Raw genomic sequence first — 25169 nt, forward strand, 5'->3', positions numbered from 1 at the left:
TTTTAAGCCAGGATGCTGTGACCTGCTGTCGTCGGACATGGCACCTTGTCAGACGTGCGACGCATCGTCCAAACGGAGTGCGGATTTGCCTGTGATGCGAGCTGCTCCTGTTTGCCCAAGAATTTTCCGAAGCTGGCGGGAGAACTGCGGCAGAACGACCCATCACCACAGGAGACAGACTCTATGCAAAACCCTGCGTGCATCCGCACCCACCACAGGCCAAACCGGCGTTTGGTGAGCCTGGCCGTTGCAGGATTGCTGGGCTGGCTGTCCATGCCGGCGCTGGCTGGGCAGCATGTGGATGACGCTCATATCGAAGCCAATGCCAGGACCGGCAAGGACTGGCCCAGCCATGGGCTGAACTATCAGGAAAATCGCTTCAGCCCGCTCAAGCAGATCCACAGTGGCAATGTGGACCAACTGGGCCTGGCCTGGTCGTACAAGCTCGATTCGTCGCGCGGCGTGGAAGCCACTCCCATCGTGGTGAATGGCGTGATGTATGTTTCCGCCCCCTGGAGCGTGGTGCATGCGGTGGATGCGCGTACGGGCAAGGCGCTGTGGACCTACGACCCACAGGTGCCGCGCGAGATGGCCTACAAAGGCTGCTGCGATGTGGTCAACCGCGGTGTGGCCGTTTACAAGGGCAAGGTGTTTGTGGGTGCTTTCGACGGGCGGCTGATTGCGCTGGACGCTGCCACGGGCCGGCAGGTCTGGTCCACGGACACCATAGACAACAAGAATTTTTCATACACCATCACGGGCGCTCCGCGCGTGTTCAAGGGCAAGGTCTATATCGGCAATGGCGGCGCCGAATATGGTGCTCGCGGTTATGTGACGGCCTACGACGCCGAGACCGGCAAGCAGGTTTGGCGCTTTTATACCGTGCCAGGCGATCCGGCTCGGGCTTATGAGAGCAAGGCGCTGGAGGAGGCGGCCAAAACCTGGGACCCGGCAGGCAGGTACTGGGAGAGCGGCGGTGGCGGAACGGTCTGGAACTCGCTGGTGTTCGATCCCGAACTCGATCAGATGTATATCGGCGTGGGCAATGGTTCACCCTGGGCGCACCGCAAGCGTAGTCCTGCGGGGGGAGACAACCTCTATCTGGGCTCCATCGTGGCGCTGGACCCGGACACGGGTGCCTACAAATGGCACTACCAGGAAACGCCGGGCGATAACTGGGACTTCACTTCTGCCCAGGATATCGTGCAGGCTGACATCAGAATTGACGGCAAGCTGCGCAAGGTATTGCTGCATGCGCCGAAGAACGGCTACTTTTTTGTGATCGACCGTCAGAGCGGAAAATTCATCTCCGCCAGGAACTTTGTGCCCGTGAACTGGGCCAGGGGCTATGACGGCAACGGCCGTCCCATCATGGAGGAGGCCGTGCGCAGCGCCGGCAAGGCCGAGATCATTCCCGGCCCTCTGGGGGCGCATAACTGGCATTCCATGGCCTATAGCCCGCAGACAGGGCTAGCCTATATTCCGGCCCAGCATATTCCCACTGCAATGGCCGACGATCCGAACTGGACCGACTTCAACAGCAATACGCCGGGCCAGCTCATGAGCAATACCGGCTGGAATACGGGGCGCGTGATGCTGGAGCCCAGCAGCCCGCCCTTTGGTCGCCTGATCGCCTGGGACCCGGTGCGGCAAAAGGAAGCCTGGCATCAAAAGCATGTCTCGCCCTGGAATGGAGGAACGCTGGCGACGGCCGGTGATCTGGTCTTTCAGGGAACGGCCGATGCGCGGCTGGTGGCCTATCACGCCAGAAGCGGCAAAAAGCTCTGGGCTGCTCCCATGGGCAGCGGTGTGATTGCGGCACCGGTGAGCTATGAACTGGACGGCAGGCAATATGTCTCGATTGCCGTGGGCTGGGGTGGTGCTTTTGGCCTCGGTGACCGCGTGGCCGACTTCAAGAGCCCCGGCACGGTCTATACCTTTGTGCTGGGAGGCAAGGCCCCGATGCCGGAACGGGTGGCCTATCAGATGAATGCCCTGATCGGTGGGCTCAAGTACGACCAGCAACTGGTGCCGGCCGGGGCCGCACTCTACAACAGCAACTGCATTGCCTGTCACGGCTATCCTGGCATCAGCAAGGGCGGAGCCCTGCCCAGCCTGACCTATCTGCCTGTGGCCATGATTGACAATCTGGGCAGCTTCATCATCAACGGCCCGGCCACCTCGCGTGGCATGCCCGATTTTGCGGGCAAGCTCAGCGATGACGATGTGCAAAAGCTACGCGCCTTTATTCTCGCAATGGCAGATGCAGTAAGACCGGGCCTGCCGGCAGAAAAAGGCCGGTAAGCGCCGCCGACGCAAGACCGATCACGTACAAACGCGAGCTCCCGGGCCGTCGTTGGCACGGCAGGCCTCTTGTCTTAGAGGCCCAGCGACTTGAGCAGGTCGTCTGTATCGCTGGAGGCTACAGCAGTATTGATAGCGGCAGGCGCTTGTCCAGATTGGGCTTCACGGGCCTGGGCCATGACAAGATCAGGGTCCGGTTTTTCCTGGGCCTCGAAGTCCTTGATCTTGATGAACTCCATGTGATCCACCGCCATCTCCAGATAGAAGATGTTGTTGTTGCCTGTGTAGAAGGTCACGCGGCGCGCTTCCGGGGCATCCAGATTGGCATCCACGCTCAGATTGACCTGCTTGTTCAGGCGGATCATCTTGGGCTGGCTTTGCGCGATATGGGTCTGCAGCTCACGCTGCACCTTGCTGGTGAAGTCGCCAACGACCTGGTTCATCAGTTCGCCCATGACGTTGCTCACATCGTCCGAGGTATAGGAACTGGCCAGATCGCTCTCGGCCATGCCCATGGACAGCAGATAGCTGCGGTATAGCTCCATGGCCGCATCGGCCGAGAAGTTGATGATGATGAGCGCAGAAAAGCCGCCATCGATCAGCACAAAGCAGCCGATATCGGGTTTGAGACTGGTCTTGGTGATGCGTTGCACCATGCCCGAGTACTGGATCGGGCACTGGGTGGCCACCTGCAGCACGCGCGAGACGGAGTTGCACAGGGCAATCAGCACATCTTCGGTGCCGTGGACGATGGGGGCGGTGGGTTGGCTCATGGCTGCATTGGTTCAAGAGATTGCTGATTATGTATGCAACACTTTGTTGCATAGAGATATCTGCAGCAATTGAAGGCTGCCGCTGTCTGTTAACGTGCCTGCTTTTGGAAAATCAGAGGTATTCATGCAGAGCAAGCTGTGGCGCCTGGCGGCCAGTGTCATTGTGGTGACGGGTTTGACCGCCTGTTCGAGCTTGTCCGGCATGACGGACAAGGTTTCCCAGACCTGGGACAAGACCTGGACCGGTCTGACCGGCAAGAAGCAGGCCCAGGCCCAGACCGAGGTCAAGAAGGCCGGCCCTGCCGCCGCAGGCCTAAAGCCTAGCGAGGAAAGCGGGCGCTGGCAGGGCCTGTACAGCCTGGACGGCGAGACGGCCCGGTTTCAGGAATGTGAAAGCGGCCAGATCATCGGCGTGCTGCCCGAGGGAGACAGCGTGCTGCTGGAGCAGGCCTATCTGAACACGCGCAGCAGCGCCACCGTCGCCATGCTGGCCGAGGTGCAGGGCAGGGTGGTGGAGCGAGCCGTGGCTGATCCGGTGCTGGCCCGACAGGGGCGCAAGATGCTGGCGCTGCGGGTGGAGCGCTTTGTCGCCCTGTCCAGTCAGGCGGCCTGCCGCAATGCCAAGGCCAATTGGTAGGCTGCGGCCCGCTGCCGAAACCACTTTTGATGGCTGTCAGCGCTTTGCCATAAAGCGCTGCAGCCGTTTTTGATCCTTATTTTGCAGCGGCGCGCGCCTGCTCCAGCCAGCCGTCAAAAGTCTGCTGATGGGCCTTGATCCAGCCGTCCACATGGCGGCTGACGTCGGCCGAGCTGCTCTCGCCCTGGCGCATGCGCATGTTCTGAGCGTTGATGTCCTCTATAGGCAGCTGCATCACGGCAAACAGCTTGGCAGCTGCCGGATTTTTCTCGGCCCAGGCCTTGTTGGCCAGGATGTACTGCTGATTGAGCTGGAAGCCATAATTCTTGCCATTGGGTAGCTGGGTCTGGTCTTCCCCCCGGGCACCGGGGACATTGGGTACCTCCAGCCAGCTGACCTCCTTGCCCGGGCGCAGCACGGTGTTCACCCAGAACGGGGTCCAGACATAGTAGAGAATGGGCTTGCCGCTTTTGTAGCGGGTGATGGTGTCGGCAATCAAGGCCTGGTAATTGCCTTGCCTGTGGGTGATGCTGGACTCCAGATCCAGCCCCTTGAGATGTTTGTTGATGGCCAGCTCGCAGCCCCAGCCGGGGTTGCAGCCCGTCAGATCGGCCTTGCCGTCGCCATCGGTGTCGAACAGCGCTGCCAGCTTGGGGTCCTTGAGCTGTGTGATGCTGGTGATGTGGTACTTCTCGGCCGTGGCCTTGTCGATCAGATAGCCTTGCACTGCATTGCGCGAATAGGTACCGGCCCGATAGAAGGCTTTGTCTGCGCCATTGTTCTCATAGAAGGCACGGTGCAGCGGCATCCAGTGAGTGGCGGTAAAGGTGGCGTCGCCCTGGGCCACGGCCACATGCTGGGTGCCGTTTTCCAGACTCTTGACGGGCTGTACCCGGTAGCCCAGCTTCTCCAGAGCACGCGAAACCAGCAGGGTCTGGAACATTTCCTCATCCACCGTGCCCTTGAGCGGTTGCACCGAGATGCCTTTGCCGGGCAGATCGCCAGAACTCGTTTGCGCTTGAGCGGCAGCAGCACCAAAGCTCAGCAAGGCGATGGCAACCAGATAGCGGCATCGGGGCTGCAGGGTTGGGAGAGGGGAATGTGCGGGCGTGTCGCGGTGCATGAATACTCCTTGGATGCTGGGTGCCTACCCCGAAATCGGCATGAAAAAAGCGAGAGGGTTGATGCAAGAAACGGCGCCCGAACTTGGTTCGGTGCGCCGTTGGCGAATCAGGATTTCAGGGCTGCGGCCTTGGCCTGGACAATCCAGGCGTCAAAAGTCTTCTGGTGGCCCTTGATCCAGGCGTCCACATGGCGGTGGATATCGGTGGGCTTGCTTTCCCCTTCGCGCAGCAGCTGGTTCTGGCGGCTGATGTCGCTGATGGGAATCTGCATGATCTCGAACAGTTTGCCGGCAGCCGGGTTCTGTTCGACCCAGAGCTTGTTGGCCACGATGTACTCGTTGTTGAGCGGAAAGCCGTAGTTGCGGCCATTGGGCAGCCGGGTGTCGGTGCCGGCCTGCACGCCGGGCATGGAGGAGCGCGGTACTTGCAGCCAGACCACTTCCTGGCCGGGGCGCAGCACATTGCTGAGCCAGTACGGTGTCCACGCGTAGTACAGCACGGGCTTGCCGGCCTTGAAGCGCGCCAGCGTGTCGGCAATCAGGGCCGGATAGTTGCCCTGTGTGTAGCTGACGGTGCTTTCCAGACCGAAAGCCTTGATCTGGTGGGCCACCACGGCCTCGCCGCCCCAGCCGGCGTTGGGGCCGATCAGATTGGCCTTGCCGTCGCCGTCGATATCGAACAGGGCTGCCAGTCCAGGATCCTTGAGCTGGTCGAGATGGGTGATCTTGTGTTCGTCGGCCGTCTTCTTGTCGATCATGTAGCCCTGGGCCGCACCGGCTGCATACACGCCCTTGCGCGAGAGCTTGGCGTCGCCGCCGGCCTGCTGATAGAACTCGGCGTGGTGCGGGTTCCAGTGGTTGGCCATGAAACTGGCATCGCCATTGGCCACGGCCACGTGGATCAGCGGGTAGTCCAGCTCTTCCCAGGGCTTGACGGTGTAGTCCAGTTGCTGCAGCGCCTTCATCACCAGCAGCGTCTGGAAGTTCTCCTCGGCCAGAGCGCTCTTGACGGGCAGCACGGTGATGCCTTTGCCCGGAAGCGCATCGCCAGGCACATTCTGGCCGGCTGCCCAGCTCGGTGACTGGCCCAGACTCAGCGCTGCGGCGCCGGCCGTGCCCAGCAGCAGCTGGCGCCTGGTGCGTCGGTTTGTGGTCTGGGTCTGCACAGACTTGCTCATTGTTCTTGTCTCTCCTTGGCTTGGGTGGGCCTGCGGCCCGATTGAAAATGACACCCCACGCTCCCCACTGCGTGTGGTTCGCTGCCCCTCCAGGAGGGGCGTTTTTATCTTGGGGTGGCCCGGCGATAAAAAAACGGCGGCCGCGCAAGCGGTCGCCGTGATTCGGAGATTGTGATCAGGACTTCTTGGCAGCCGCCAGCGCCTGGCTGATCCAGCTGTCGAAAGTCTTCTGATGGGCCTTGATCCAGCCGTCGGTGTGACGCTCGATGTCGGAGGCCTTGTTCTGGCCCTGGCTCATCATGTAGTTCTGGGCGTTGATGTCGCCAACGGGCAGCTTGATGATTTCAAACAGCTTGGCTGCCGCAGGGTTTTGCTCGGCCCAGGCCTTGTTGGCCACGATTTGCTGGTTGTTGGCAATAAAGCCGTAGTTCTTGCCGTTGGCCAGCTTGGTGTCGGTGCCGGACTGTTCGCCGGGTAGCGCGGAGAACGGCACCTCCAGCCACACCACATCCTTGCCGGGCTTGAGCACATTGCTCACCCAGTAGGGCGTCCAGGTGTAGTAGAGGATGGGCTTGCCGGCCTTGTAGCGCGTGATGGTGTCGGCCATCAGCGCCGAATAGGTGCCTTGCTTGTGAGTGACGGTGTCGCGCAGCTTGTAGGCGCCAAGCTGGTGCTCGATCATGGCTTCGCAGCCCCAGCCCGGCGTGCAGCCCGTCAGGTCGGCTTTGCCGTCACCGTCGGTGTCGAAGAGCTTGGCAATTTCGGGGCTCTTGAGCTGGCCTAGATTCGTGATCTTGTACGCATCGGCCGTCTTCTTGTCGATCAGATAGCCCTGGGCCGCATTGGCCGAGAACACGCCCTTGCGGTAGAGCTTGGCGTCGCCGCCCGCATTCTTGTAGTAGTCGGCGTGCAGCGGGTTCCAGTGATTGGCCATGAAGGTGGCATCGCCGTTGGCCAGTGCAATATGGGCCGTGGGGTATTCCACTTCCTTCATGGGCTGGACCTCGTAGCCCAGCTTTTCCAGGGCCTTCATGACGAGCTGGGTCTGGAAGGCTTCTTCGGCAATCGAGCTCTTGAGCGGCTGGACCTTGATGCCCTTGCCCGGCAGTTCGTCGGCAGCGAAGGCGCCGGTGCTCACCATGGACAAGGCCATGGAGGCTGCGGCTGTGCTGGCAAGCAGCCAGTGGCTCAGGCCGTGGCGGATGCTGGCAGTGTTGGTGGCTGTACTCATGCGTTCTCCTTGTTCTTGATTCAGATCGTTGCTGGCTTGGTGGCTTCGCTGCCGGGCTTGGGAGCCGGCGCCGAGCGCTTGTTGCTCAGCAGACGCACGGCCAGACCAGCTGGGCCGGTGGCCCACCAGCGGGCACTGCCGCGCTTGGGCTCGCCCATGGCCTGGGTGATGCGGTCCAGCACGATGGCCAGCAGCACGATGCCCAGGCCGCCGACGGTGGCCAGACCCATGTCCAGACGGCCGATGCCGCGCAGCACCATCTGGCCCAGACCGCCGACGGCGATCATGGAAGCGATCACCACCATGGACAGGGACAGCATCAGCGCCTGGTTGATACCGGCCATGATGGAGGGCATGGCCAGCGGCAGCTGGACTTTCCACAGCAACTGGGCCGGCGATGCACCGTAGGCACGGCTGGCCTCGATCAGGTCGGGGCGTACCTGGCGAATGCCCAGATTGGTCAGGCGGATCAGCGGCGGCAGCGCAAACACGATGGTCACGATCACGCCGGGCACATTGCCGATGCCGAACAGCATGACCACCGGCACCAGATAGACGAAGGCCGGTGTGGTCTGCATGGCGTCCAGCAGCGGGCGCGTCCAGCGCTGGGCTCGGTCGCTGCTGGCCAGCAAGATGCCGACGGGCAGGCCGATCACGATGCAGAAGAACAGCGAGGTCAGCACCAGGGCCAGCGTGACCATGGCTTCGGACCAGATACCCAGCAGGGCCACAATCAGCAGCGAAACTGCCGAGCCAATGGCCAGCTTGCGGCCTGCAAACTGCCAGGCCAGCAGGGCAATCAGCAGCACCAGTGCGGGCATGGGGATGGTCTGCAGCACATCGGTCACGCCGTTGAGCGTGGCGTCGATGGGGGTACGAACAGCCTGGAAGAAGGGGCGGAAATGATCAACCACCCAGGTGAGGCCGTTGTTGATCGAGTCCTGCACGGGCAGGCCTTCGGTGGTGATCTGGTGCCAGAGCTGGCCTATGCCGCCGTCATGCTCGGGCACATCGGTGGGCGAGGGAGCGCTGAGCCAGTCGGTGCTGCTGGCCTGGCTGGCAGCATCGCCGCTGCTCCAGGCATCGGTGCTTGAGCCGGCATCCGCATCGGCATAGGAGGCAGCCCAGGGATCGGCATCTGCCGCCGAGCTAGTGACATTGGCGCTGGCCGGCTCGGTGGCGGGCGCAGAGGCTGCGGCCCACGGGTCGTCAAAAGCCGTGCTGGTGGTTTCTGTGTTGGGGTTGTTCAGTGCGTTATCGTTCAAATCGGCTCCCTTCTTTTAATGCGCAGCGTGCTGGGCAGCTTGCGTGTTGGGCTTGGGCTGGAAGTGCTGATCCAGCTTGATGGGCGGAATTTCCTTCTGAGGTGGCGGCACCGGCGGGGTGGCACGATCCAGGAACTTGAGCATGGTGGTGCGGCTGATAACGCCCAGGTATTTGCCCTCTTCATCCACCACAGGCAGCGGGTAGGCTGGAGTGGCCACGGTGCCGAACAGTTCGGCCACCGGCGTGCTGCTGGCGATGGGCTGCACATCGGAGATAAAGGCGTGCTTGAGGCCCAGCATTCCCTCGTGGCCGTGCAGCGCATCGCGCAGCGACTGCGACGAGACCACGCCCAGAAAGCGTTTGCGTGCATTGAGCACATAGGCGTAATCGCGGTCGGAGTCCTCCAGCAGGCGAAGCGCGGCGCGGCAACCGCGGTCGCTGTGCTCTGAAATCACGGTCAGCGCCTGACGAGCGATGTCGGAGGCCTTGAACACGGCTGCCGCATCCACACCCTGAATGAAGGTGCGCACATAGTCGTTGGCCGGATTGCGCAGAATCTCGTCGGGTGTGCCGACCTGCTGGACCATGCCGTCCTTCATGATGGCGATGCGGTCGCCAATGCGCATGGCTTCGTCCAGATCGTGAGAGATGAAGACGATGGTACGGCGCTTGATTTCCTGCAGACGCAACAGTTCGGACTGCATCTCGGTGCGGATGATGGGGTCCAGCGCGGAGAAGGCCTCGTCCATCAGCAAAATGGACGGGTCGGAGGCCAGCGCGCGGGCCAGGCCCACGCGCTGCTGCATGCCGCCGGAGAGCTCGTCTGGATAGCAGGCGCCCCAGGCACCTAGGCCTACCTGCTCCAGGGCATCCTGCGCCTGCTGCTGGCGTGTGGCGCGGTCCACGCCGGCCAGCTCCAGACCAAAGGCCGTGTTGTCCAGCACCGTGAGGTGGGGCATGAGGGCAAAGGACTGGAACACCATGGAGATGTCCTTGCGGCGCAGTGCGCGCAGTTCCTTGTCATTGAGCGTATTGATGTCCTGGCCGTCGACCAGGATGCGGCCGCTGGTGGGCTCGATCAGGCGATTGAGCATGCGCACCAGGGTGGACTTGCCCGAGCCCGACAGGCCCATGACCACAAAGATTTCACCGGCCTCGATGGTGAAGTCGGCGTCGAACACGCCGATGGATTGCCCGGTCTGGGCGAGGATCTCCTGCTTGCTTCGGCCCTGTTTCACCAGGTTGAGCGCGGTTTTCGGATCGTTGCCGAAGACCTTGAAGACATGATCGATAGCGATTTGCTTGGCCACTGTGGCGTTCTCCTTTTTGATGAGATGGAACACAGTCCAGCGCCCACAGCCGGCAATGCCGGTGGGCGCTGGCGCACAAGCCAAAATAAAAGCCCTGATGCCGCAGCTCAGCCCGGCCTTGTGGACAGGGCTGCGCAATGCAGATGGCGCAGCGATGGCGCCGAGTTTTCAGCCCGGATGGCACATCCAGGTGTGCGCAAGAGCTGGCAAATTGGAAGAAGCAGCTGGCTGGCAGAGCGGGTACCGACTGGCACGCGTCTGCACGGCTTCTTGTCAGGCCAACCCCGGCAATATCGGCCGGGGAGAGCCCCCTACATCAGGGCCGTGTTTCGGCCCGGTTGACGGGGCTGCGCCAAAGAGCGGCAAGCGCTCATGAATTGACACAACGATCCGCCGGGAAGTGAGTCAACCGCATCTCAACAATGCGGTGACGACCTGCACGGCAGGTTGTAAATGACTTTTTAATATATCGAATTGGGTTTTATGCGTCAAATCAAACTGTAAGCTTTGCCGCCCGCATCCGCCGGAAATCGCGCCATTGAAACATTTGCATACGCAAAAACAGGAGGCGCAAGTGCTTGATAGATAAGGCGTGGCAGCTTATCGAGGGCTTTTTTTGCCGGTTGTCAGCTTTTGACGCGTTTTGCCGCTGCCACGGGCATGAAAAAAGCCCCTTCATGGTCAACCATGCGGGGCTTTTTGGGGAGGACGTGCTGTCTCAATGATGAGCGCTTTGGGTGAGTTTGTCGGTCAGCGCAATGGCCAGGGCGCTGAGCAGGAAGACCACGTGGATGATGGTCTGCCACATCAGCACCTGCACTTCATAGCTGCCGGCGTTGATAAAGCTCTTGAGCAGGTGGATGGAGCTGATGCCGATGATGGACAGCGCCAGCTTGACCTTGAGTACCGAGGCATTCACATGGCTCAGCCACTCGGGCTGGTCGGGGTGGGATTCCAGGCCCATGCGGCTGACAAAGGTTTCGTAGCCACCCACGATGACCATGATCAGCAGGTTGGAGATCATGACCACATCGATCAAGGCCAGTACCACCAGCATGATGATGGTTTCGTTCAGATGGGTGATCTGGACATCGCTTTTGTAGCCAATATTGGTGATCAGGGCATGCAGGGCTTCCTGATTGCCGAAGACCGCCTCCACCAGATGCCAGAGCTCCAGCAGAAAATGCCAGACATAGACACCTTGGGCGGCAATCAGACCCAGGTACAGCGGCAACTGCAGCCAGCGGCTGGCAAAGATCAGCGAGGGCAGTGGGCGCAATGCGCCAGAGGGCTGGAAGCCGCCATGCGGCGTGTGGTGGGTGGAGTTGCCTGCTTCGTCGGAAGGGGTGCGGCTCATGATGTGTGCTCGGGGCGGACTGGATGCGATGGGTGGGCAACGGGATGCCGCCACCTTGTAAGACTGGTTTTGCTGGGGCCGCGTCCCGGACTGCCTGCGCCTTCGAGAGCAGGCCGTAATGTGGGCCCTGGCCTCTGCAGCAGCAGGTGCGCGATTCTAAGGGTTTGTTCCAGGGTGTTTTGAAAAAAGTGCAAGCAAATCAACACCAAGCAGGCACTTTCTGCTGCAAAAATGGGAGCGAATGACAGATTTGACGGCACGCAAAAGCCGCTTGTCAATTTCAGTCAGTGGGGTGTAAGACCGAGCCTTGACAGTACACCCACAATTATTTCATTGCTTATGCATCAGGAGACAAAACGATGAGCGCTGCGACATCAACCATCGAATCCGTGCTGGTGGAAAACCGAGTGTTCCCGCCCCCGGCGGATTTCGCCGCCAAGGCCCGCATCTCGGGCATGGCGCAGTACCAGGCCTTGTGCGACGAAGCCGAACGTGACTATGAAGGCTATTGGGCACGGCTGGCCCGCGAGAACGTGAAGTGGACCAAGCCCTTCACCCAGGTGCTGGACCAGAGCAACCCGCCGTTCTACAAATGGTTTGCCGACGGCGAGCTCAACGCCAGCGCCAACTGTCTGGACAAGCACATGGGCACGCCCGTGGAGAACAAGACGGCCATCATCTTTGAAGCCGACGGCGGCGAGGTCACCAAGGTTACTTACAAAGAGTTGCTCGCCCGCGTGAGCCAGTTCGCCAATGCGCTCAAGGCGCGCGGCGTGCAAAAGGGCGATCGTGTGCTGATCTACATGCCCATGACCATCGAGGGCGTGGTGGCCATGCAGGCCTGTGCACGCATCGGTGCGACACATTCCGTGGTGTTCGGCGGCTTCTCGGCCAAGGCCGTGCAGGAGCGCATCGTGGACGTGGGCGCCAGTCTGGTCGTCACCTCCAACTACCAGATGCGCGGCGGCAAGGAGCTGCCGCTCAAAGCCATCGTCGATGACGCGATTGCGCTGGGCGGCTGCGAAGCCGTCAAGAGCGTGCTGGTCTACGAGCGCACGGCCACTGCCTGCAATATGGTCGCGGGCCGCGACATCAGCTTCACCGATGCGCTGGCAGGTCAATCCACCGAGTGCGAAGCCGTGCCTGTCAATGCCGAGCACCCGCTCTTCATCCTCTACACCAGTGGCTCCACTGGCAAGCCCAAGGGCGTGCAGCATGCCACCGGCGGCTATGTGCTGTGGGCCAAGCAGACTTTCGAGTGGACCTTTGATGTCAGGGACAGCGATGTCTTCTGGTGCACGGCCGATATCGGCTGGATCACCGGCCACAGCTATGTGGCCTATGGCCCGCTGGCGGCCGGTGCCACGCAGATCGTCTTCGAAGGCGTGCCGACTTTCCCCAATGCGGGCCGTTTCTGGCAGATGATAGAGCGCCACCAGTGCAGCATCTTCTACACGGCACCCACGGCCATCCGCTCGCTGATCAAGGCCGCGGACTCCGACCCCAGCGTCCACCCGAAGAACTGGAATCTGTCCAGCCTGCGTCTGCTGGGCTCGGTGGGCGAGCCCATCAATCCCGAGGCCTGGATGTGGTATCACAAGCATGTGGGCGGCGAGCGCTGCCCCATCGTGGACACCTTCTGGCAGACCGAGAACGGCGGCCACATGATCACGCCGCTGCCCGGTGCCACGCCTCTGGTGCCCGGCTCCTGCACCCTGCCTCTGCCCGGCATCACGGCTGCCATCGTCGATGAGGCCGGCAACGAGATCCCCAATGGCGCCGGCGGCATCCTGGTGGTGAAAAATCCCTGGCCTTCGATGATTCGCACCATCTGGGGCGACCCTGAGCGCTTCAAGAAGAGCTACTTCCCCGACGAGCTCAAGGGCTACTACCTGGCTGGCGACGGTGCCGTGCGCAGCGAAGACCGCGGCTATTTCCGCATCACGGGCCGTATCGACGATGTGCTCAACGTCTCGGGCCACCGCATGGGCACCATGGAAATCGAGTCGGCCCTGGTGGCCAAGACCGATCTGGTGGCCGAGGCCGCCGTGGTCGGCCGTCCCGACGACCTGACCGGCGAAGCCATCTGCGCCTTTGTGGTGCTCAAGCGCGGCAAGCCCACGGGCGAAGAGGCCAGGCAGATTGCGACCGAGCTGCGCAACTGGGTGGCCAAGGAGATCGGCCCGATTGCCAAGCCCAAGGACATCCGCTTCGGCGACAACCTGCCCAAGACCCGCAGCGGCAAGATCATGCGCCGCCTGCTGCGCTCGCTGGCCAAGGGAGAAGCGATTACCCAGGACACCAGCACTCTGGAGAATCCCGCGATCCTCGAGCAATTGTCGGAGACCAATTGAGCCGGCGCATGCCGCTGATCTGAACGCATCATGACGACAGGGCCGCTGGCAACAGCGGCTTTGTCATTTCTGGCGCTTGCTGACGCAAGCCGATGCGATCTTGGGTTAAAACAAGGCATCCCGGAGTACAAGGAGAAGAGCATGAACTTTCGCACCATCTGCATTGCCATCATCGTGGCCCTGATTGCCGTATTGGCCGCCTTCAACTGGACGGCGCTGTCGGCCCCTGCCGCAGTTTCGCTGGGCGTGACCGAAATCCAGGCACCGCTGGGCGTGCTCATGCTGGCGCTGACGATTTTGCTGAGCGTGTTTTTCATCGCCTATGTGCTGTGGATGCAGGGCTCGGTGCTGCTGGAGGCACGCCGTCACGCCAAGGAGATGCAGGCCCAGCGCGATCTGGCCGACAAGGCCGAGGCTTCGCGCTTCACCGAGCTGCGCGGTGTGCTGGAAGCACTGCATGCCAGGGACAAGGAAGAGGTGATGGCCCGGCTTGATGTGCTGGAGGCACATCTGGTGCAGCGTGCCCAGGAGTCGGACAACAGCACGGCCGCCTATGTGGGGCAGCTGGAGCAGCAGGTGCATCAGATCAATCGCTGATGCCTCAATACTGATAGCTTCAATCGATTTGCCTGCAAGCGATTGAGGCGTATTCGGCATGAAAAAAGCCGCTGCAGTGCAGCGGCTTTTTCGCGCAGGCGAACCGAATTACTTCTTGTCGTTGCCCAGCTGTGGCAGGGCGTTGGCGCTGCTCACGCTCAGCAGGCCGGCTTGCGAGTAGATGGCCAGCTTGGCGCGGGTGTCGATCAGGTCCAGGTTGCGCATGGTCAGCTGGCCGATGCGGTCGATGGGGCTGAAAGGCGCATCTTCGACCTTTTCCATGGACAGACGCTCGGGAGCGTAGGTCAGGTTGGGCGACTCGGTGTTCAGGATGGAGTAGTCGTTGCCGCGGCGCAGTTCCAGCGTCACGGTGCCGGTCACGGCGCGGGCCACCCAGCGCTGCGAGGATTCGCGCAGCATGATGGCCTGGGGGTCGAACCAGCGGCCCTGGTACAGCAGACGGCCCAGGCGCAGGCCATTGATGCGGTACTGCTCGATGGTGTCTTCGTTGTGGATGCCGGTCACCAGACGTTCGTAGGCAATGTGCAGCAGGGCCATGCCGGGGGCTTCGTAGATGCCGCGGCTCTTGGCTTCGATGATGCGGTTTTCGATCTGGTCGCTCATGCCCAGGCCGTGGCGGCCGCCGATGCGGTTCAGCTCCAGGAAGACTTCCACGGCATCGGTGTATTCCTTGCCGTTGATGGCCACGGGACGGCCTTCTTCGAAGGTGATCGAGACTTCTTCTGCCTTGACTTCGACTTCTGGCTTCCAGAAAGCCACGCCCATGATGGGGTTCACGATGCGGATGCCGGAGTTCAGGAACTCCAGATCCTTGGCTTCATGGGTGGCGCCCAGCATGTTGGAGTCGGTGGAGTAGGCCTTCTCGGCCGACATCTTGTAGCCGAAACCTTCCTTGGTCATGAAGGCCGACATTTCTGCACGGCCGCCCAGCTCGTCGATGAAGTTGCTGTCCAGCCAGGGCTTGTAGATCTTCAGCGCGGGGTTGGTGAGCAGGCCGTAGCGGTAGAAGCGTTCGATGTCGTTGCCCTTGAAGGTCGAACCGTCACCCCAGATGTTGACGTCGTCTTCCTTCATGGCAGCCACCAGCATGGTGCCGGTCACGGCACGGCCCAGGGGCGTGGTGTTGAAGTAGGTGATGCCGCCGGTGGAAATGTGGAAGGCGCTGGACTGGATGGCGGCAATGCCTTCGTTTGCCAGCTGGGGACGGCAGTCGATCAGACGGGCCTTTTCTGCGCCATATTCCATCGCCTTGCGGGGGATTTCGTCGTAATCGGCTTCGTCGGGCTGACCCAGGTTGGCCGTGTAGGCGTAGGGCAGGGCACCCTTGTTCTTCATCCAGCGCAGAGCGGCAGAAGTGTCCAGGCCGCCGGAGAAGGCGATGCCGACCTTCTGGCCGACGGGAACATGTTGCAGAATGGTTTCCATGAGATTTCTCTTCAAAGTGATAGCTGCAAGCGCTTGATGGGTAAGCGATTGGGGCTGGAAAGGCTTGAAATTCTCGGGTCTGGCCCGAAGCCGGGCCAGGCGCGGATTACGCGTAGTGGCAGATGTAGTGGTAAGCCTCGGTCACGCGGATGTCGAACTTTGAGTTCGCGGGAATCTGGAAGCTCTCGCCGGCCGAGGACTTCTTCCACTCGTCGCTACCGTCGAGCTTGTATTCGCAGGAGCCGCCCACGCATTCCATGATTTCTGCGGCTGCGGTGCCAAAGGTCAGCGTTGCAGGCAGCACCACGCCCACCGACTTCTTGGTGCCGTCGGCCAGCGTGAAGCTGTGGCTGACGCACTTGCCGTCAAAGTAAACATTGGCCTTGGTGGTGAGGCTGACGCCTGCGATGGTTTCGGTGGTCATGGAAGAAGTACGCTGTGCGTGGTCGAAGATCAAAAGCATTGATTTTAGGCCACGGGATTTGCACCTGTGCGAATGCCAGGCAAAGGCAGGAAAAACAAGAGCCCCGTGACGGGGCTCCTGAGCGGCCTGCAAGGCCGGATCGGCTTGGGTCAGCGGCGCCAGCCATGGCCGCCGTGGCCGCCGTGCCAGCCCGGACGGTAGCCAGGGCGGTAGTAATGGGGGCGGGTGGCGTAATAGGCCCCCGCACCAATGGCTGCGCCAATCAGCAGCGGCGCCACATAGTCAGACGCCGAGTAGGTGGGCGCCACGGGCTGAGGGGCGTAATAGCCGCTGTCGTAGTTCTGCGGATAGCTGGTGCTGTAGGCGCCCTGGGGAGGCGTCTGGGTGCTGTAGTAGCCGTCGTTGCTGTAGACCGGGTCGTTGGCCATGGGCTGCACATTCAGCGCAATCCATTGGCCGGGCGGGTTGGCGGTCTGCGTGGTGTAGTTGCGACCGTTGTACTCATAGGTCACGTTGTAGCCCACGGTACGGTTCTGGTAGAAGGTCTGCGTGCTGCACTGGCGCATGTTCTGGTACTGCACCGGGCCGGAGGCTTCGGCCTGATTGCCCAGCATGGCACCGCCGACCACGCCGGCTGCCGTGGCTGCTGCACGGCCGCCGCCGCCACCGATGGCATTGCCGATCAGGCCGCCGGCAATGGCTCCGACCACGGCACCCGCACCGGTGGGGCGAGGTGCGACCGCCACCGGCTGGTCGCTGCAGACCTGCTGTGGCACGGCGACCTGCTGGGTGATGGGGGTCGAGGACAGCACGCGGCCGCGCTCCTGGGCATAGGCCCCGGTGGCGGCCACGGCGGTCAAAGTCAAAACTGCCAGAGTTTTCATCAACATCTCTCCTGTCTCTGAAGCTTTAACGCATCAGATCACCAAAAAGTTTAGGGGATCTGCGTAAATTCAAGCACTCGGCACCGTAAAACTAGGTAAAGCCATGTGTAAATGTGAGCGGTTGCTTATGTGTTTTGCAGCGTATCCCATTCATCGGCCTTGAAACCAACGGTGATTTTCCCGTCGGCCCATTCCACCACGGGTCGCTTGATGGTGCTGGCGTGCTCCTGCATCACGGCGGCGGCACTGGGCGCATCCACGGCAGAGGCCTTTGTCGCGTCATCGAGCTTGCGCCAGGTCGTGCCCTGGCGGTTGAGCAGCTTTTCCCAGCCCAGAGCCTGCATCCACTGGGGCAGACGCTCGGCGGGAACGCCTTGTTTCTTGAAGTCGTGGAATTCGTAAGTAATACCTTGCTCACTGAGCCAGCTGCGTGCTTTCTTGACGGTGTCGCAATTGGGGATGCCGTAGACGGTGGTGATCTTGCTCATGGTGTTCGGTAGCTGTGAAACTGTTGGAGTCAGATGTAACGCATTTGCCAAGTGCCGGCAGCCATAGGGCCTCTGACAGTGGGCGACAATAGCGCCCAGTATGCACACCATATTTCCCACCTTGGATGCCTGGCTGGCTTATTGCGAGCGCCTGCATCCCCAGAACATCGCCCTGGGTCTGGATCGCGTGCGTGAAGTCGCACAGCGCATGGGCCTGCAATTTGACTGCCCCGTCATCACGGTGGCCGGCACCAATGGCAAGGGTTCGACCTGTGCCATGCTGGAGGCCGTGGCCCTGCAGTCCGGCTATCGCCCCGGTGTCTATACCTCGCCGCATCTGGTTCACTTTGAAGAGCGCTGCCGTGTGGGCGGCGAGATCGTCAAGGCCGAGGAGCTGATACCGCATTTCGAGGCGGTGGAGCAGGCCAGGGTGAAGGACGGACAAGAGGTTGCACTCACTTACTTCGAGTTCACCACGCTGGCAATATTGCGCCTGATGAGCCTGTCCAGGCTGGATGTGGCGATTCTGGAGGTGGGTCTGGGAGGCCGGCTCGATGCCACCAATATCATCGATGCCGACTGCGCCATCATCACCAGCATCGATCTCGATCACATGGAACTGTTGGGCCCCGATCGCGAAAGCATTGGCCGCGAAAAGGCCGGCATCATGCGTGCCGGTCGTCCCGTCATCGTCAGCGACCCCGTGCCGCCGCAAAGCGTGATCGACCATGCGACCGAAACCGGTGCCGACCTCTGGCGCTTCGGAAAGGATTTCAACTACGACGGCGACAAGCAGCAATGGGGCTGGGCCGGCCGTGGCCGCCGCTATGCGGGGCTGGCCTATCCGGCGCTGCGCGGAGCCAATCAGTTGATGAATGCTTCCGGCGTGCTGGCCGCCTATGAGGCCATTCGCGGCAAGCTGCCGGTGACGGCACAGGCCGTGCGCACGGGCTTGTCCATGGTGGAGCTGCCCGGTCGCTTCCAGATCGTTCCCGGTCAGCCCACGCTGGTGCTGGATGTGGCGCATAACCCGCATTCGGTGGCGGCACTCACGGCGAATCTCGATGCCATGGGCTACTTCCCGACTACGCATGCTGTATTCGGTGCCATGGCCGACAAGGACTGGGAGCCCATGCTCACCAAGGTGGGGCCGCTGGTCGATCGCTGGTACTTTACCGACCTGCCCACGCCGCGTGCGGATTCTGCAGAAAACCTCAAGGCCAAGCTGCAGCAGTTGCAGGCCCAGGGCGTGATCCGCAAAGATGTGAGCATGCAGACCTTTGCCAATCCCCAGCAGGCCCTGGATGCCGCAGTCGCGGCAACGGAGGCGGCTGATAGAATCGTGGTCTTTGGATCGTTCTTCACCGTGGGCGGAGTGTTGCAAAACGGCACGCCTCGTCTGAACGCCAAACACCTGGCTCACTGAGTCAGCGGCCTGCCGCCCCGGCTTTTGTCAGGTGGCAGGCCTCAACAAGTCCTCACTCATGGCATTTTTCAATTTCCGTTGGCCTGGCAAAAAAGACGAAGCCGAGTCCGTGGCCGGAGCCAAGCGCCCCAGCCGCTTGGCCCAGGGCGAAAGCGTGGAAGCCATGCGCCGCCGCGCACGTCATCGCCTCATCGGGGCGGCCGTGTTGGTGCTGATCGGTGTGGTGGGCTTCCCGCTGCTGTTCGATACGCAGCCACGTCCCATTCCGGTCAATATTCCGATTGAAATTCCCGATCAGGCCAACTCAGCTCCCGAGGTCGTGCCTGGCACCCAGGTGGCGAGCCAGACGGCTGCACCGTCAGGGCGTGTTGCTGCCAATGCTTCTCTGGATGATGGCGAAGAAGTGCTTGCCCCCTCGGCCAGGCCTGCAGCTCCTGCGGCGGCCGCTGTGGTGCCTGCTGCGCCGGTGGTCGGGGCTGCGGTCACTGCGGCTGCCGTCGGAACTGCCGCTGCGGTGGCATCTCAGGTCAAGCCCGAGCCCAAACCAGAGGTCAAACCTCAGCCCAAGCCGGAGCCCAAGCCGGAAGTAAAGCCAGAGCGCAAGCCGGAACCGAAGCCTGAAAAGCCCAAGGCCGAGGTCAAACCTGAGGTCAAGAAGCCGGAAGCCAAACCCGAGCCCAAGCACAAGCCGGACACGCCCAAGGTGGATGAGGCCGCTCGTGCCCGTGCACTGCTGGAGGGGCGCAGTACCTCGGAAGCGGCACCGGTCAAGGAGGCTGCAGCGACTAACGAGCGCTTTATCGTTCAGATCGGTGCCTTTGCCGAAGTCGGCAAGGCCAACGAAATCAAGGGCAAGCTGGGTGCCGGAGCCTTTACCCAGACCGTGGATACCAAGGACGGCAAGCGCACACGTGTTCGCATGGGGCCTTTCAAGAGCCGCGAAGAAGCCGAGAAGGCTGCCGCCAGGGCCAAGGCCCTGGGCTTGCCGGCATCGGTGTTCAAGGCTTGAGACCGGTTTTCCGGCAACGGTTTGATTGATGAGCACACTGGACTGGATTTTTGTGGTCGTTGTGCTGGGCTCCTTGTTGCTGGGGGCCTGGCGCGGTCTGCTCTATGAAGTCCTGTCCTTGCTGGGCTGGCTGGTGGCCTTCATGGTCGCGCGGACCTGGGCGCAAGAGGTGGCGGTATGGCTGCCGCTGGATGGTTGGGACATGCAACTGCGTTATGCGGCGGGCTTTGTGCTGCTGCTGGTGGGATCCATGTTTGCCTGGGGAGTGATCTCCTGGCTGTCCAAGCAGTTGATTGAGGCCGTGGGTCTGAGACCTGTGGATCGCACCCTGGGCGCATTGTTCGGTGTCTTGCGTGGTGGCCTGCTGCTGCTGGTGCTGGCTCTGGTGATCCAGTACACGCCGCTGCACAAGGCTTTGTGGTGGCAGGACTCGGTGCTGGCGCCCTGGTTGACCGAGGCGCTGGGCTGGGTGCTGCCGGCTCTGCCAGAGGAGTGGGGGCAGTATCTGCCCAAGGCATCCTCTTGAAGCGAAGTTTTTTGCCGCAATTTACCTAAGGGTTGAAAGTGGCTAAGGCGCTTGCTGTAAAACGCAGTGGGTGCCGACGAGAGTTTGGTGTTGGCGTGATCCGCCATGCCGGATATCAAAGCGCAGGCTAGCCAATGGGTGGCGAAGCAGGCGAGTGTGGCGAAGGGCGACTTTCGCGAACAGATGGAACGCAACTATGTGTGGAATCGTTGGTGTGGTGAGCACCACACCCGTGAATCAGCTGATTTATGACGCTTTGCTGCTGCTGCAGCACCGTGGGCAGGATGCAGCCGGCATCGTGACCCAGCAGGAACGCAAGTTCTTCATGCACAAGGCCAAGGGCATGGTGAAGGATGTGTTCCGCACCCGCAATATGCGTGCTCTGCCCGGTGATGTGGGGCTGGGTCAAGTGCGTTATCCCACGGCGGGCAATGCCTCCAGCGAGGAAGAGGCTCAGCCCTTCTACGTGAATGCGCCCTTCGGCATCGTCATGGTGCACAACGGCAACCTCACCAACGCCAAGCAACTGCGCCGCGAACTGGCGGACACCGACCATCGCCACACCAACACCGAAAGCGACTCCGAGGTCCTGCTCAACGTGCTGGCGCACGAGATCGGTCGCGCCTCCAGCGGCGCTCCGCTGCAGAGCGAGGAAATCTTCAAGGCCGTGCGTGCGGTGCACAAGCGCATCAAGGGCTCTTACGCCGTGATCGCGCTGATCGCCGGCTACGGCCTGCTGGCCTTCCGCGATCCCTTTGGCATTCGTCCGCTGTGCATGGGCCGCGGCAATGATGGCACCATCATGCTGGCCAGCGAGTCCGTGGCGCTGGAAGGTACAACCCATCAGTTCGAGCGCGACATTGCTCCCGGCGAAGCGATCTTCGTCCACAACGACGGTCGCGTCGAGAGCCAGCAATGCGCTGAAAAGACCCAGCTCAATCCCTGCGTGTTCGAGTATGTGTATCTGGCACGTCCCGACTCCACCATGGATGGCATTTCGGTCTATCAGGCTCGTCTGAACATGGGTGAGACGCTGGCCAAGCGCGTGATCTCCATGGTGCCGCCCAATGAAATCGATGCGGTGATTCCCATTCCCGAATCGAGCCGCCCCAGCGCCATGCAACTGGCACAGTTGCTGGGCAAGCCCTATCGCGAAGGTTTTGTGAAGAACCGCTATGTGGGCCGTACCTTCATCATGCCGGGCCAGGGGGCTCGCAAGAAGTCGGTGCGCCAGAAGCTCAACGCCATCAGCAGCGAGTTCAAGGGCCGCAATGTGCTGTTGGTCGATGACTCCATCGTGCGCGGCACCACCTCCAAGGAAATCGTGCAGATGGCGCGCGATGCAGGTGCCAACAAGGTGTATCTGGCATCGGCTGCGCCTCCCGTGCGTCACCCCAATGTGTATGGCATCGACATGCCCACGCGTTCCGAGCTGGTGGCTCACGGCCGCACGGTCGAGGAAATTCGCCAGGTCATCGGCTGCGATGCGCTGATCTATCAGGACGTGGAAGCCATGAAGCAGGCCGTGGGCAAGATCAATGCCCAGGTGAGCGGTTTCGAGGCATCGTGTTTCGACGGCATCTATATCACTGGCGATATTTCCGATGAAGAGGTGACGGCGCTCAACGAGGGCCGCAACCGCGGCAGCGAAGAGGAGAGCGAAGACACTTCGCGCCTTTCTCTGCCCAATGCTCAGGAAAGCTGAGCGTTAAAGCGCAGCGGATGACCGAGTCGGAAAGGGTTGCTTAGGCAACCCTTTTCATTCGGGAGGACAATGGCAGAGCCGCGCGGTCGGTGTGCTCTTTAATAGTGAGCACATGACGTATGTCCATAAAGCGTTTGAGTCTGATTTGACTCGGATTTTTTGGAATGTGAGCAAGGCATATTCAAAGACCGGCACGGCGAGTGCCGCCGGTCAAGCTGGTAGAGCAGCATGCGTGCGGGCCTGATTTGCGGTCTGCAGCGGACTCATGACCGGTACCAACCATCTGGATTTGACGATTGTGACCAACAAGACATTACCCGAAGGTTTGCATCCTGAAACTCTGGCCGTGCGCGAAGCGGTCGAGCGCAGCCAGTGGGGCGAGCATTGCGAAGCCCTGTACATGACCAGCAGCTTTGTGCAGCCCGATGCGGCGACCGCAGCGCGCCGCTTTGCCAATGAAGAGCCGGGCTTCACCTACAGCCGCACCGGCAACCCCACGGTCACCAGCTTTGAAAAGCGTCTGGCGGCCATGGAAGGTACGGAATGTGCGGTCGCGACCTCCACCGGCATGTCGGCCATCTTGCTGGTGGCGCTGACGGCGCTCAAGACGGGCGATCACGTGATCTGTTCGCAGTCCATGTTCGGCTCCACCATCAAGCTGCTGGGAACCGAAATGGCACGCTTCGGTGTGGAAACCACGTTTGTCTCGCAGACCGATATCGAAGCCTGGAAGGCGGCCATCAAGCCCAACACGCGCATGTTGTTTGCCGAGACGCCCACCAACCCGCTGACCGATCTCTGCGACATCGCCGCACTGGCCGAGCTGGCGCACGCCAACAACGCGCTGCTGGCCGTGGACAACAGCTTCGCCACTCCCGTGCTGCAGCAGCCCGTGAAGTTCGGCGCCGACCTCGTCGTGCACTCGGGCACCAAGTTCCTCGACGGCCAAGGCCGCGTCATGGCCGGTGCGGTTTGCGGCACCATTGCCCTCGTGGACAAGGTCATGGGCACTTTCTTGCGCAGCGGCGGTCTGAACATCGCTCCCTACAATGCCTGGACGGTGATGAAGGGTCTGGAAACCCTGGCTTTGCGCGTCAAGGCGCAAAGCGCAGCAGCGCTGGAGTTTGCCGCCTGGCTGGAAGCCCATCCCAAGGTGGCGCGTGTGTACTACCCGGGCCTCAAGAGCCATCCTCAGCACGAGCTGGCCATGCGCCAGCAAAATGGCATGGGCGGTGCGGTGCTGGCCTTCGATGTGGTGGGCGAGGGTGCCGAGCAACTGCGTGCCAATGCCTTCCATGTCGTGGACAGCACGCGTCTGTGCTCGATTACGGCCAACCTCGGTGATGTGAAGACGACCATCACCCATCCGGCCAGCACCTCGCATGGTCGTCTGACCGAGGACCAGCGTCAGGCTGCCGGAGTGGGCCAGGGTCTGATTCGTATTTCCGTGGGTCTTGAGCATCTGGAAGACCTCAAGGTCGACCTGGCTCGCGGACTGGATACGCTGTGAAACACTCCCTGAGTCGCTTCGTGCCTTCCCCTTCCTGGGGGACTATGCCTGCGCTGCGAGGCGGCTCTTGCTCGGCATCTCTGGCCGAGACTGCGTGCGTATCAAGCGCCGCAGCCTTGGCACGGGGAATGTCGTACAAGGATTTCTGATATGACAAACAACAAAATTCGCACCCGCTTTGCCCCTTCGCCCACGGGCTTCATCCATCTGGGCAATATTCGCTCGGCCCTCTACCCCTGGGCTTTTGCGCGCGCCAATGGCGGTGACTTCGTGCTGCGCATCGAAGACACCGATCTGGAGCGCTCCACTCAGGCTTCCGTGGACGTGATCCTGGAAGGCATGGAGTGGCTGCAGCTCGACCATGACGAAGGCCCGTTCTACCAGATGCAGCGCATGGATCGCTACAAGCAGGTGCTGGCGACCTTGCAGGAAAAAGGCTATGTCTACCCCTGCTATATGAGCATGGAGGAACTGGACGCGCTGCGTGAAAAGCAGATGGCTGCCAAGGAAAAGCCCCGCTACGACGGCACATGGCGTCCCGAGGAGGGCAAGGTCCTGCCCGCGATTCCCGAAGGCGTGAAGCCCGTGCTGCGCTTCAAGACTCCGCAAACCGGTGTGGTGGGCTGGGACGACAAGTGCAAGGGCCGTATCGAGTTCCAGAACTCCGAGCTAGACGATCTGGTGATTGCCCGACCCGACGGCACGCCCACGTATAACTTCTGCGTCTGCGTGGACGACATGGACATGAACATCACCCATGTCATCCGTGGCGACGACCATGTGAACAACACGCCGCGCCAGATTCACATCTTTGAAGCGCTGGGTGCCGCCGTGCCTACCTTTGCCCACCTGCCCACCGTGCTCAACGAGCAAGGTGAAAAGATGAGCAAGCGCAACGGTGCCAAGGCCGTGACCCAGTACCGAGATGAAGGCTATCTGCCCGATGCCATGGTGAACTATCTGGCCCGATTGGGCTGGAGCCATGGCGACGACGAAATTTTCAGTCGCGCCCAGTTCCTGGAGTGGTTCAACCTGGATCACCTGGGCCGCAGTGCCGGCCAGTTTGACGAAGCCAAGCTGCGCTGGGTCAATGCCCAGCATCTGAAGGCCATGGACGACGCCGAGCTGGCCCAGTTGGTCAAGCCTTTTGTCGTCAAGGTGGGTGTGGCCGAGAGCCTGATCGATGCCGATGACCGTCTGGTGCGTATTGCTGCCTTGTTCAAGGACCGTTGCGAGACCTTGGTGGATCTGGCCAACTGGGCCAAGGTCTTCTATGTGGACAGCGTGGAGCGCAATGCGGAAGACTACGCCAAGCATGTAACCGAGGCGGCCAACCCCGTGCTGGATGCATTTGCGGCCGTGGTGGAAAACGTGGAATGGACCAAGGAAGCCATTGCGGCTGCGATCAAGGAGCTGCTCAAGGCGCAGGGCGTGAAGATGCCCGTGCTGGCCATGCCCGTACGTGTTCTGACCGTGGGCACGGCCCATACTCCCTCGGTCGATGCGGTGCTGGAATTGCTCGGACGTGAAAAAGTTATCGCGCGTTTGAAAAATCGCTAAAAACCTGTCTATAATTCGAGTCTCTGCAAAACGCGACTGATTAAAAGGTTGTCTTGCAGAG

21 protein-coding genes are annotated in these 25169 nt (G+C 61.4%); 10 read left to right on the plus strand and 11 right to left on the minus strand.

Annotated features, from left to right (window positions below; all coding sequences use genetic code 11):
- Positions 1–183: 183 nt before the first annotated feature.
- Positions 184–2304, plus strand: a complete 2121-nt coding sequence (locus Cth01_RS19545) for a PQQ-dependent dehydrogenase, methanol/ethanol family (protein WP_428839335.1) — start codon at positions 184–186, stop codon at positions 2302–2304.
- A 74-nt stretch (positions 2305–2378) separates the two neighbouring features.
- Here the strand turns inward: Cth01_RS19545 and Cth01_RS19550 are convergent, their stop codons facing one another.
- Positions 2379–3077: a DUF3334 family protein gene (locus Cth01_RS19550; RefSeq protein WP_003061066.1), complete on the minus strand. Its 699-nt coding sequence runs from the start codon at positions 3075–3077 to the stop codon at positions 2379–2381.
- Between the two features lie 124 nt (positions 3078–3201).
- Between Cth01_RS19550 and Cth01_RS19555 the strand changes: the two genes are divergently transcribed.
- Positions 3202–3714 carry a hypothetical protein gene (locus Cth01_RS19555; protein ID WP_034360474.1) on the plus strand — a complete coding sequence of 171 codons (513 nt, stop codon included), beginning with the start codon at positions 3202–3204 and terminating at the stop codon, positions 3712–3714.
- A 76-nt stretch (positions 3715–3790) separates the two neighbouring features.
- Here Cth01_RS19555 and proX (Cth01_RS19560) read toward each other — a convergent pair whose 3' ends face one another.
- The 6 genes from proX (Cth01_RS19560) to Cth01_RS19585 form a co-directional block, all read right to left on the minus strand.
- Entirely contained in the window at positions 3791–4837 is a 1047-nt protein-coding gene (gene proX / locus Cth01_RS19560) for a glycine betaine/L-proline ABC transporter substrate-binding protein ProX (RefSeq protein ID WP_045840138.1), read from the minus strand.
- A 107-nt stretch (positions 4838–4944) separates the two neighbouring features.
- Positions 4945–6015, minus strand: coding sequence for a glycine betaine/L-proline ABC transporter substrate-binding protein ProX (proX, locus tag Cth01_RS19565; protein ID WP_052703393.1), 1071 nt, complete (start codon positions 6013–6015; stop codon positions 4945–4947).
- A 175-nt stretch (positions 6016–6190) separates the two neighbouring features.
- Positions 6191–7246 (minus strand): glycine betaine/L-proline ABC transporter substrate-binding protein ProX, encoded by a 1056-nt coding sequence (gene proX, locus Cth01_RS19570; protein WP_034378545.1) that lies wholly within the window; start codon positions 7244–7246, stop codon positions 6191–6193.
- Positions 7247–7266: 20 nt separating this feature from the next.
- A complete protein-coding gene (gene proW, locus Cth01_RS19575; protein ID WP_080746223.1) occupies positions 7267–8511 on the minus strand; it encodes a glycine betaine/L-proline ABC transporter permease ProW in 1245 nt (414 codons plus the stop codon).
- 15 nt (positions 8512–8526) lie between these two features.
- Positions 8527–9822, minus strand: a complete 1296-nt coding sequence (proV, locus tag Cth01_RS19580; RefSeq protein ID WP_139032104.1) for a glycine betaine/L-proline ABC transporter ATP-binding protein ProV — start codon at positions 9820–9822, stop codon at positions 8527–8529.
- Between the two features lie 718 nt (positions 9823–10540).
- A complete protein-coding gene (locus tag Cth01_RS19585) occupies positions 10541–11179 on the minus strand; it encodes a YqhA family protein (protein WP_012837574.1) in 639 nt (212 codons plus the stop codon).
- Positions 11180–11538: 359 nt separating this feature from the next.
- Here Cth01_RS19585 and acs point away from each other — a divergent pair, with 359 nt between their 5' ends.
- Together acs and Cth01_RS19595 are read left to right on the plus strand one after the other, a co-directional pair.
- Positions 11539–13533, plus strand: a complete 1995-nt coding sequence (gene acs / locus Cth01_RS19590) for an acetate--CoA ligase (RefSeq protein WP_045840140.1) — start codon at positions 11539–11541, stop codon at positions 13531–13533.
- A 141-nt stretch (positions 13534–13674) separates the two neighbouring features.
- Positions 13675–14130, plus strand: a complete 456-nt coding sequence (locus Cth01_RS19595) for a hypothetical protein (RefSeq protein WP_034360486.1) — start codon at positions 13675–13677, stop codon at positions 14128–14130.
- Between the two features lie 108 nt (positions 14131–14238).
- Here Cth01_RS19595 and argG read toward each other — a convergent pair whose 3' ends face one another.
- The 4 genes from argG to Cth01_RS19615 form a co-directional block, all read right to left on the minus strand.
- On the minus strand, positions 14239–15576 hold the full coding sequence (gene argG, locus Cth01_RS19600) for an argininosuccinate synthase (RefSeq protein ID WP_045840141.1): 1338 nt from the start codon (positions 15574–15576) through the stop codon (positions 14239–14241).
- A gap of 106 nt (positions 15577–15682) precedes the next feature.
- Positions 15683–16000, minus strand: a complete 318-nt coding sequence (ppnP, locus tag Cth01_RS19605; protein WP_003057202.1) for a pyrimidine/purine nucleoside phosphorylase — start codon at positions 15998–16000, stop codon at positions 15683–15685.
- A 149-nt stretch (positions 16001–16149) separates the two neighbouring features.
- A complete protein-coding gene (locus tag Cth01_RS19610) occupies positions 16150–16884 on the minus strand; it encodes a glycine zipper 2TM domain-containing protein (protein WP_045840156.1) in 735 nt (244 codons plus the stop codon).
- A 125-nt stretch (positions 16885–17009) separates the two neighbouring features.
- Positions 17010–17372 (minus strand): ArsC family reductase, encoded by a 363-nt coding sequence (locus tag Cth01_RS19615; protein ID WP_034360488.1) that lies wholly within the window; start codon positions 17370–17372, stop codon positions 17010–17012.
- Positions 17373–17472: 100 nt separating this feature from the next.
- Between Cth01_RS19615 and folC the strand changes: the two genes are divergently transcribed.
- The 6 genes from folC to gltX all read left to right on the plus strand — a co-directional run bounded on the left by folC (position 17473) and on the right by gltX (position 25108).
- Positions 17473–18798: a bifunctional tetrahydrofolate synthase/dihydrofolate synthase gene (gene folC, locus Cth01_RS19620; RefSeq protein WP_045840142.1), complete on the plus strand. Its 1326-nt coding sequence runs from the start codon at positions 17473–17475 to the stop codon at positions 18796–18798.
- 58 nt (positions 18799–18856) lie between these two features.
- A complete protein-coding gene (locus Cth01_RS19625; protein WP_045840143.1) occupies positions 18857–19807 on the plus strand; it encodes an SPOR domain-containing protein in 951 nt (316 codons plus the stop codon).
- Positions 19808–19835: 28 nt separating this feature from the next.
- Positions 19836–20333: a CvpA family protein gene (locus tag Cth01_RS19630; protein WP_045840144.1), complete on the plus strand. Its 498-nt coding sequence runs from the start codon at positions 19836–19838 to the stop codon at positions 20331–20333.
- Between the two features lie 196 nt (positions 20334–20529).
- Positions 20530–22038, plus strand: a complete 1509-nt coding sequence (purF, locus tag Cth01_RS19635) for an amidophosphoribosyltransferase (RefSeq protein WP_003061095.1) — start codon at positions 20530–20532, stop codon at positions 22036–22038.
- Positions 22039–22336: 298 nt separating this feature from the next.
- Positions 22337–23548, plus strand: a complete 1212-nt coding sequence (locus Cth01_RS19640) for an O-succinylhomoserine sulfhydrylase (RefSeq protein ID WP_003061097.1) — start codon at positions 22337–22339, stop codon at positions 23546–23548.
- Positions 23549–23698: 150 nt separating this feature from the next.
- Positions 23699–25108 (plus strand): glutamate--tRNA ligase, encoded by a 1410-nt coding sequence (gene gltX / locus Cth01_RS19645; protein ID WP_045840145.1) that lies wholly within the window; start codon positions 23699–23701, stop codon positions 25106–25108.
- Positions 25109–25169: the final 61 nt, after the last annotated feature.

The organism is Comamonas thiooxydans (genome assembly GCF_000964545.1).
In the GTDB taxonomy this organism is placed as follows: domain Bacteria; phylum Pseudomonadota; class Gammaproteobacteria; order Burkholderiales; family Burkholderiaceae_C; genus Comamonas; species Comamonas thiooxydans.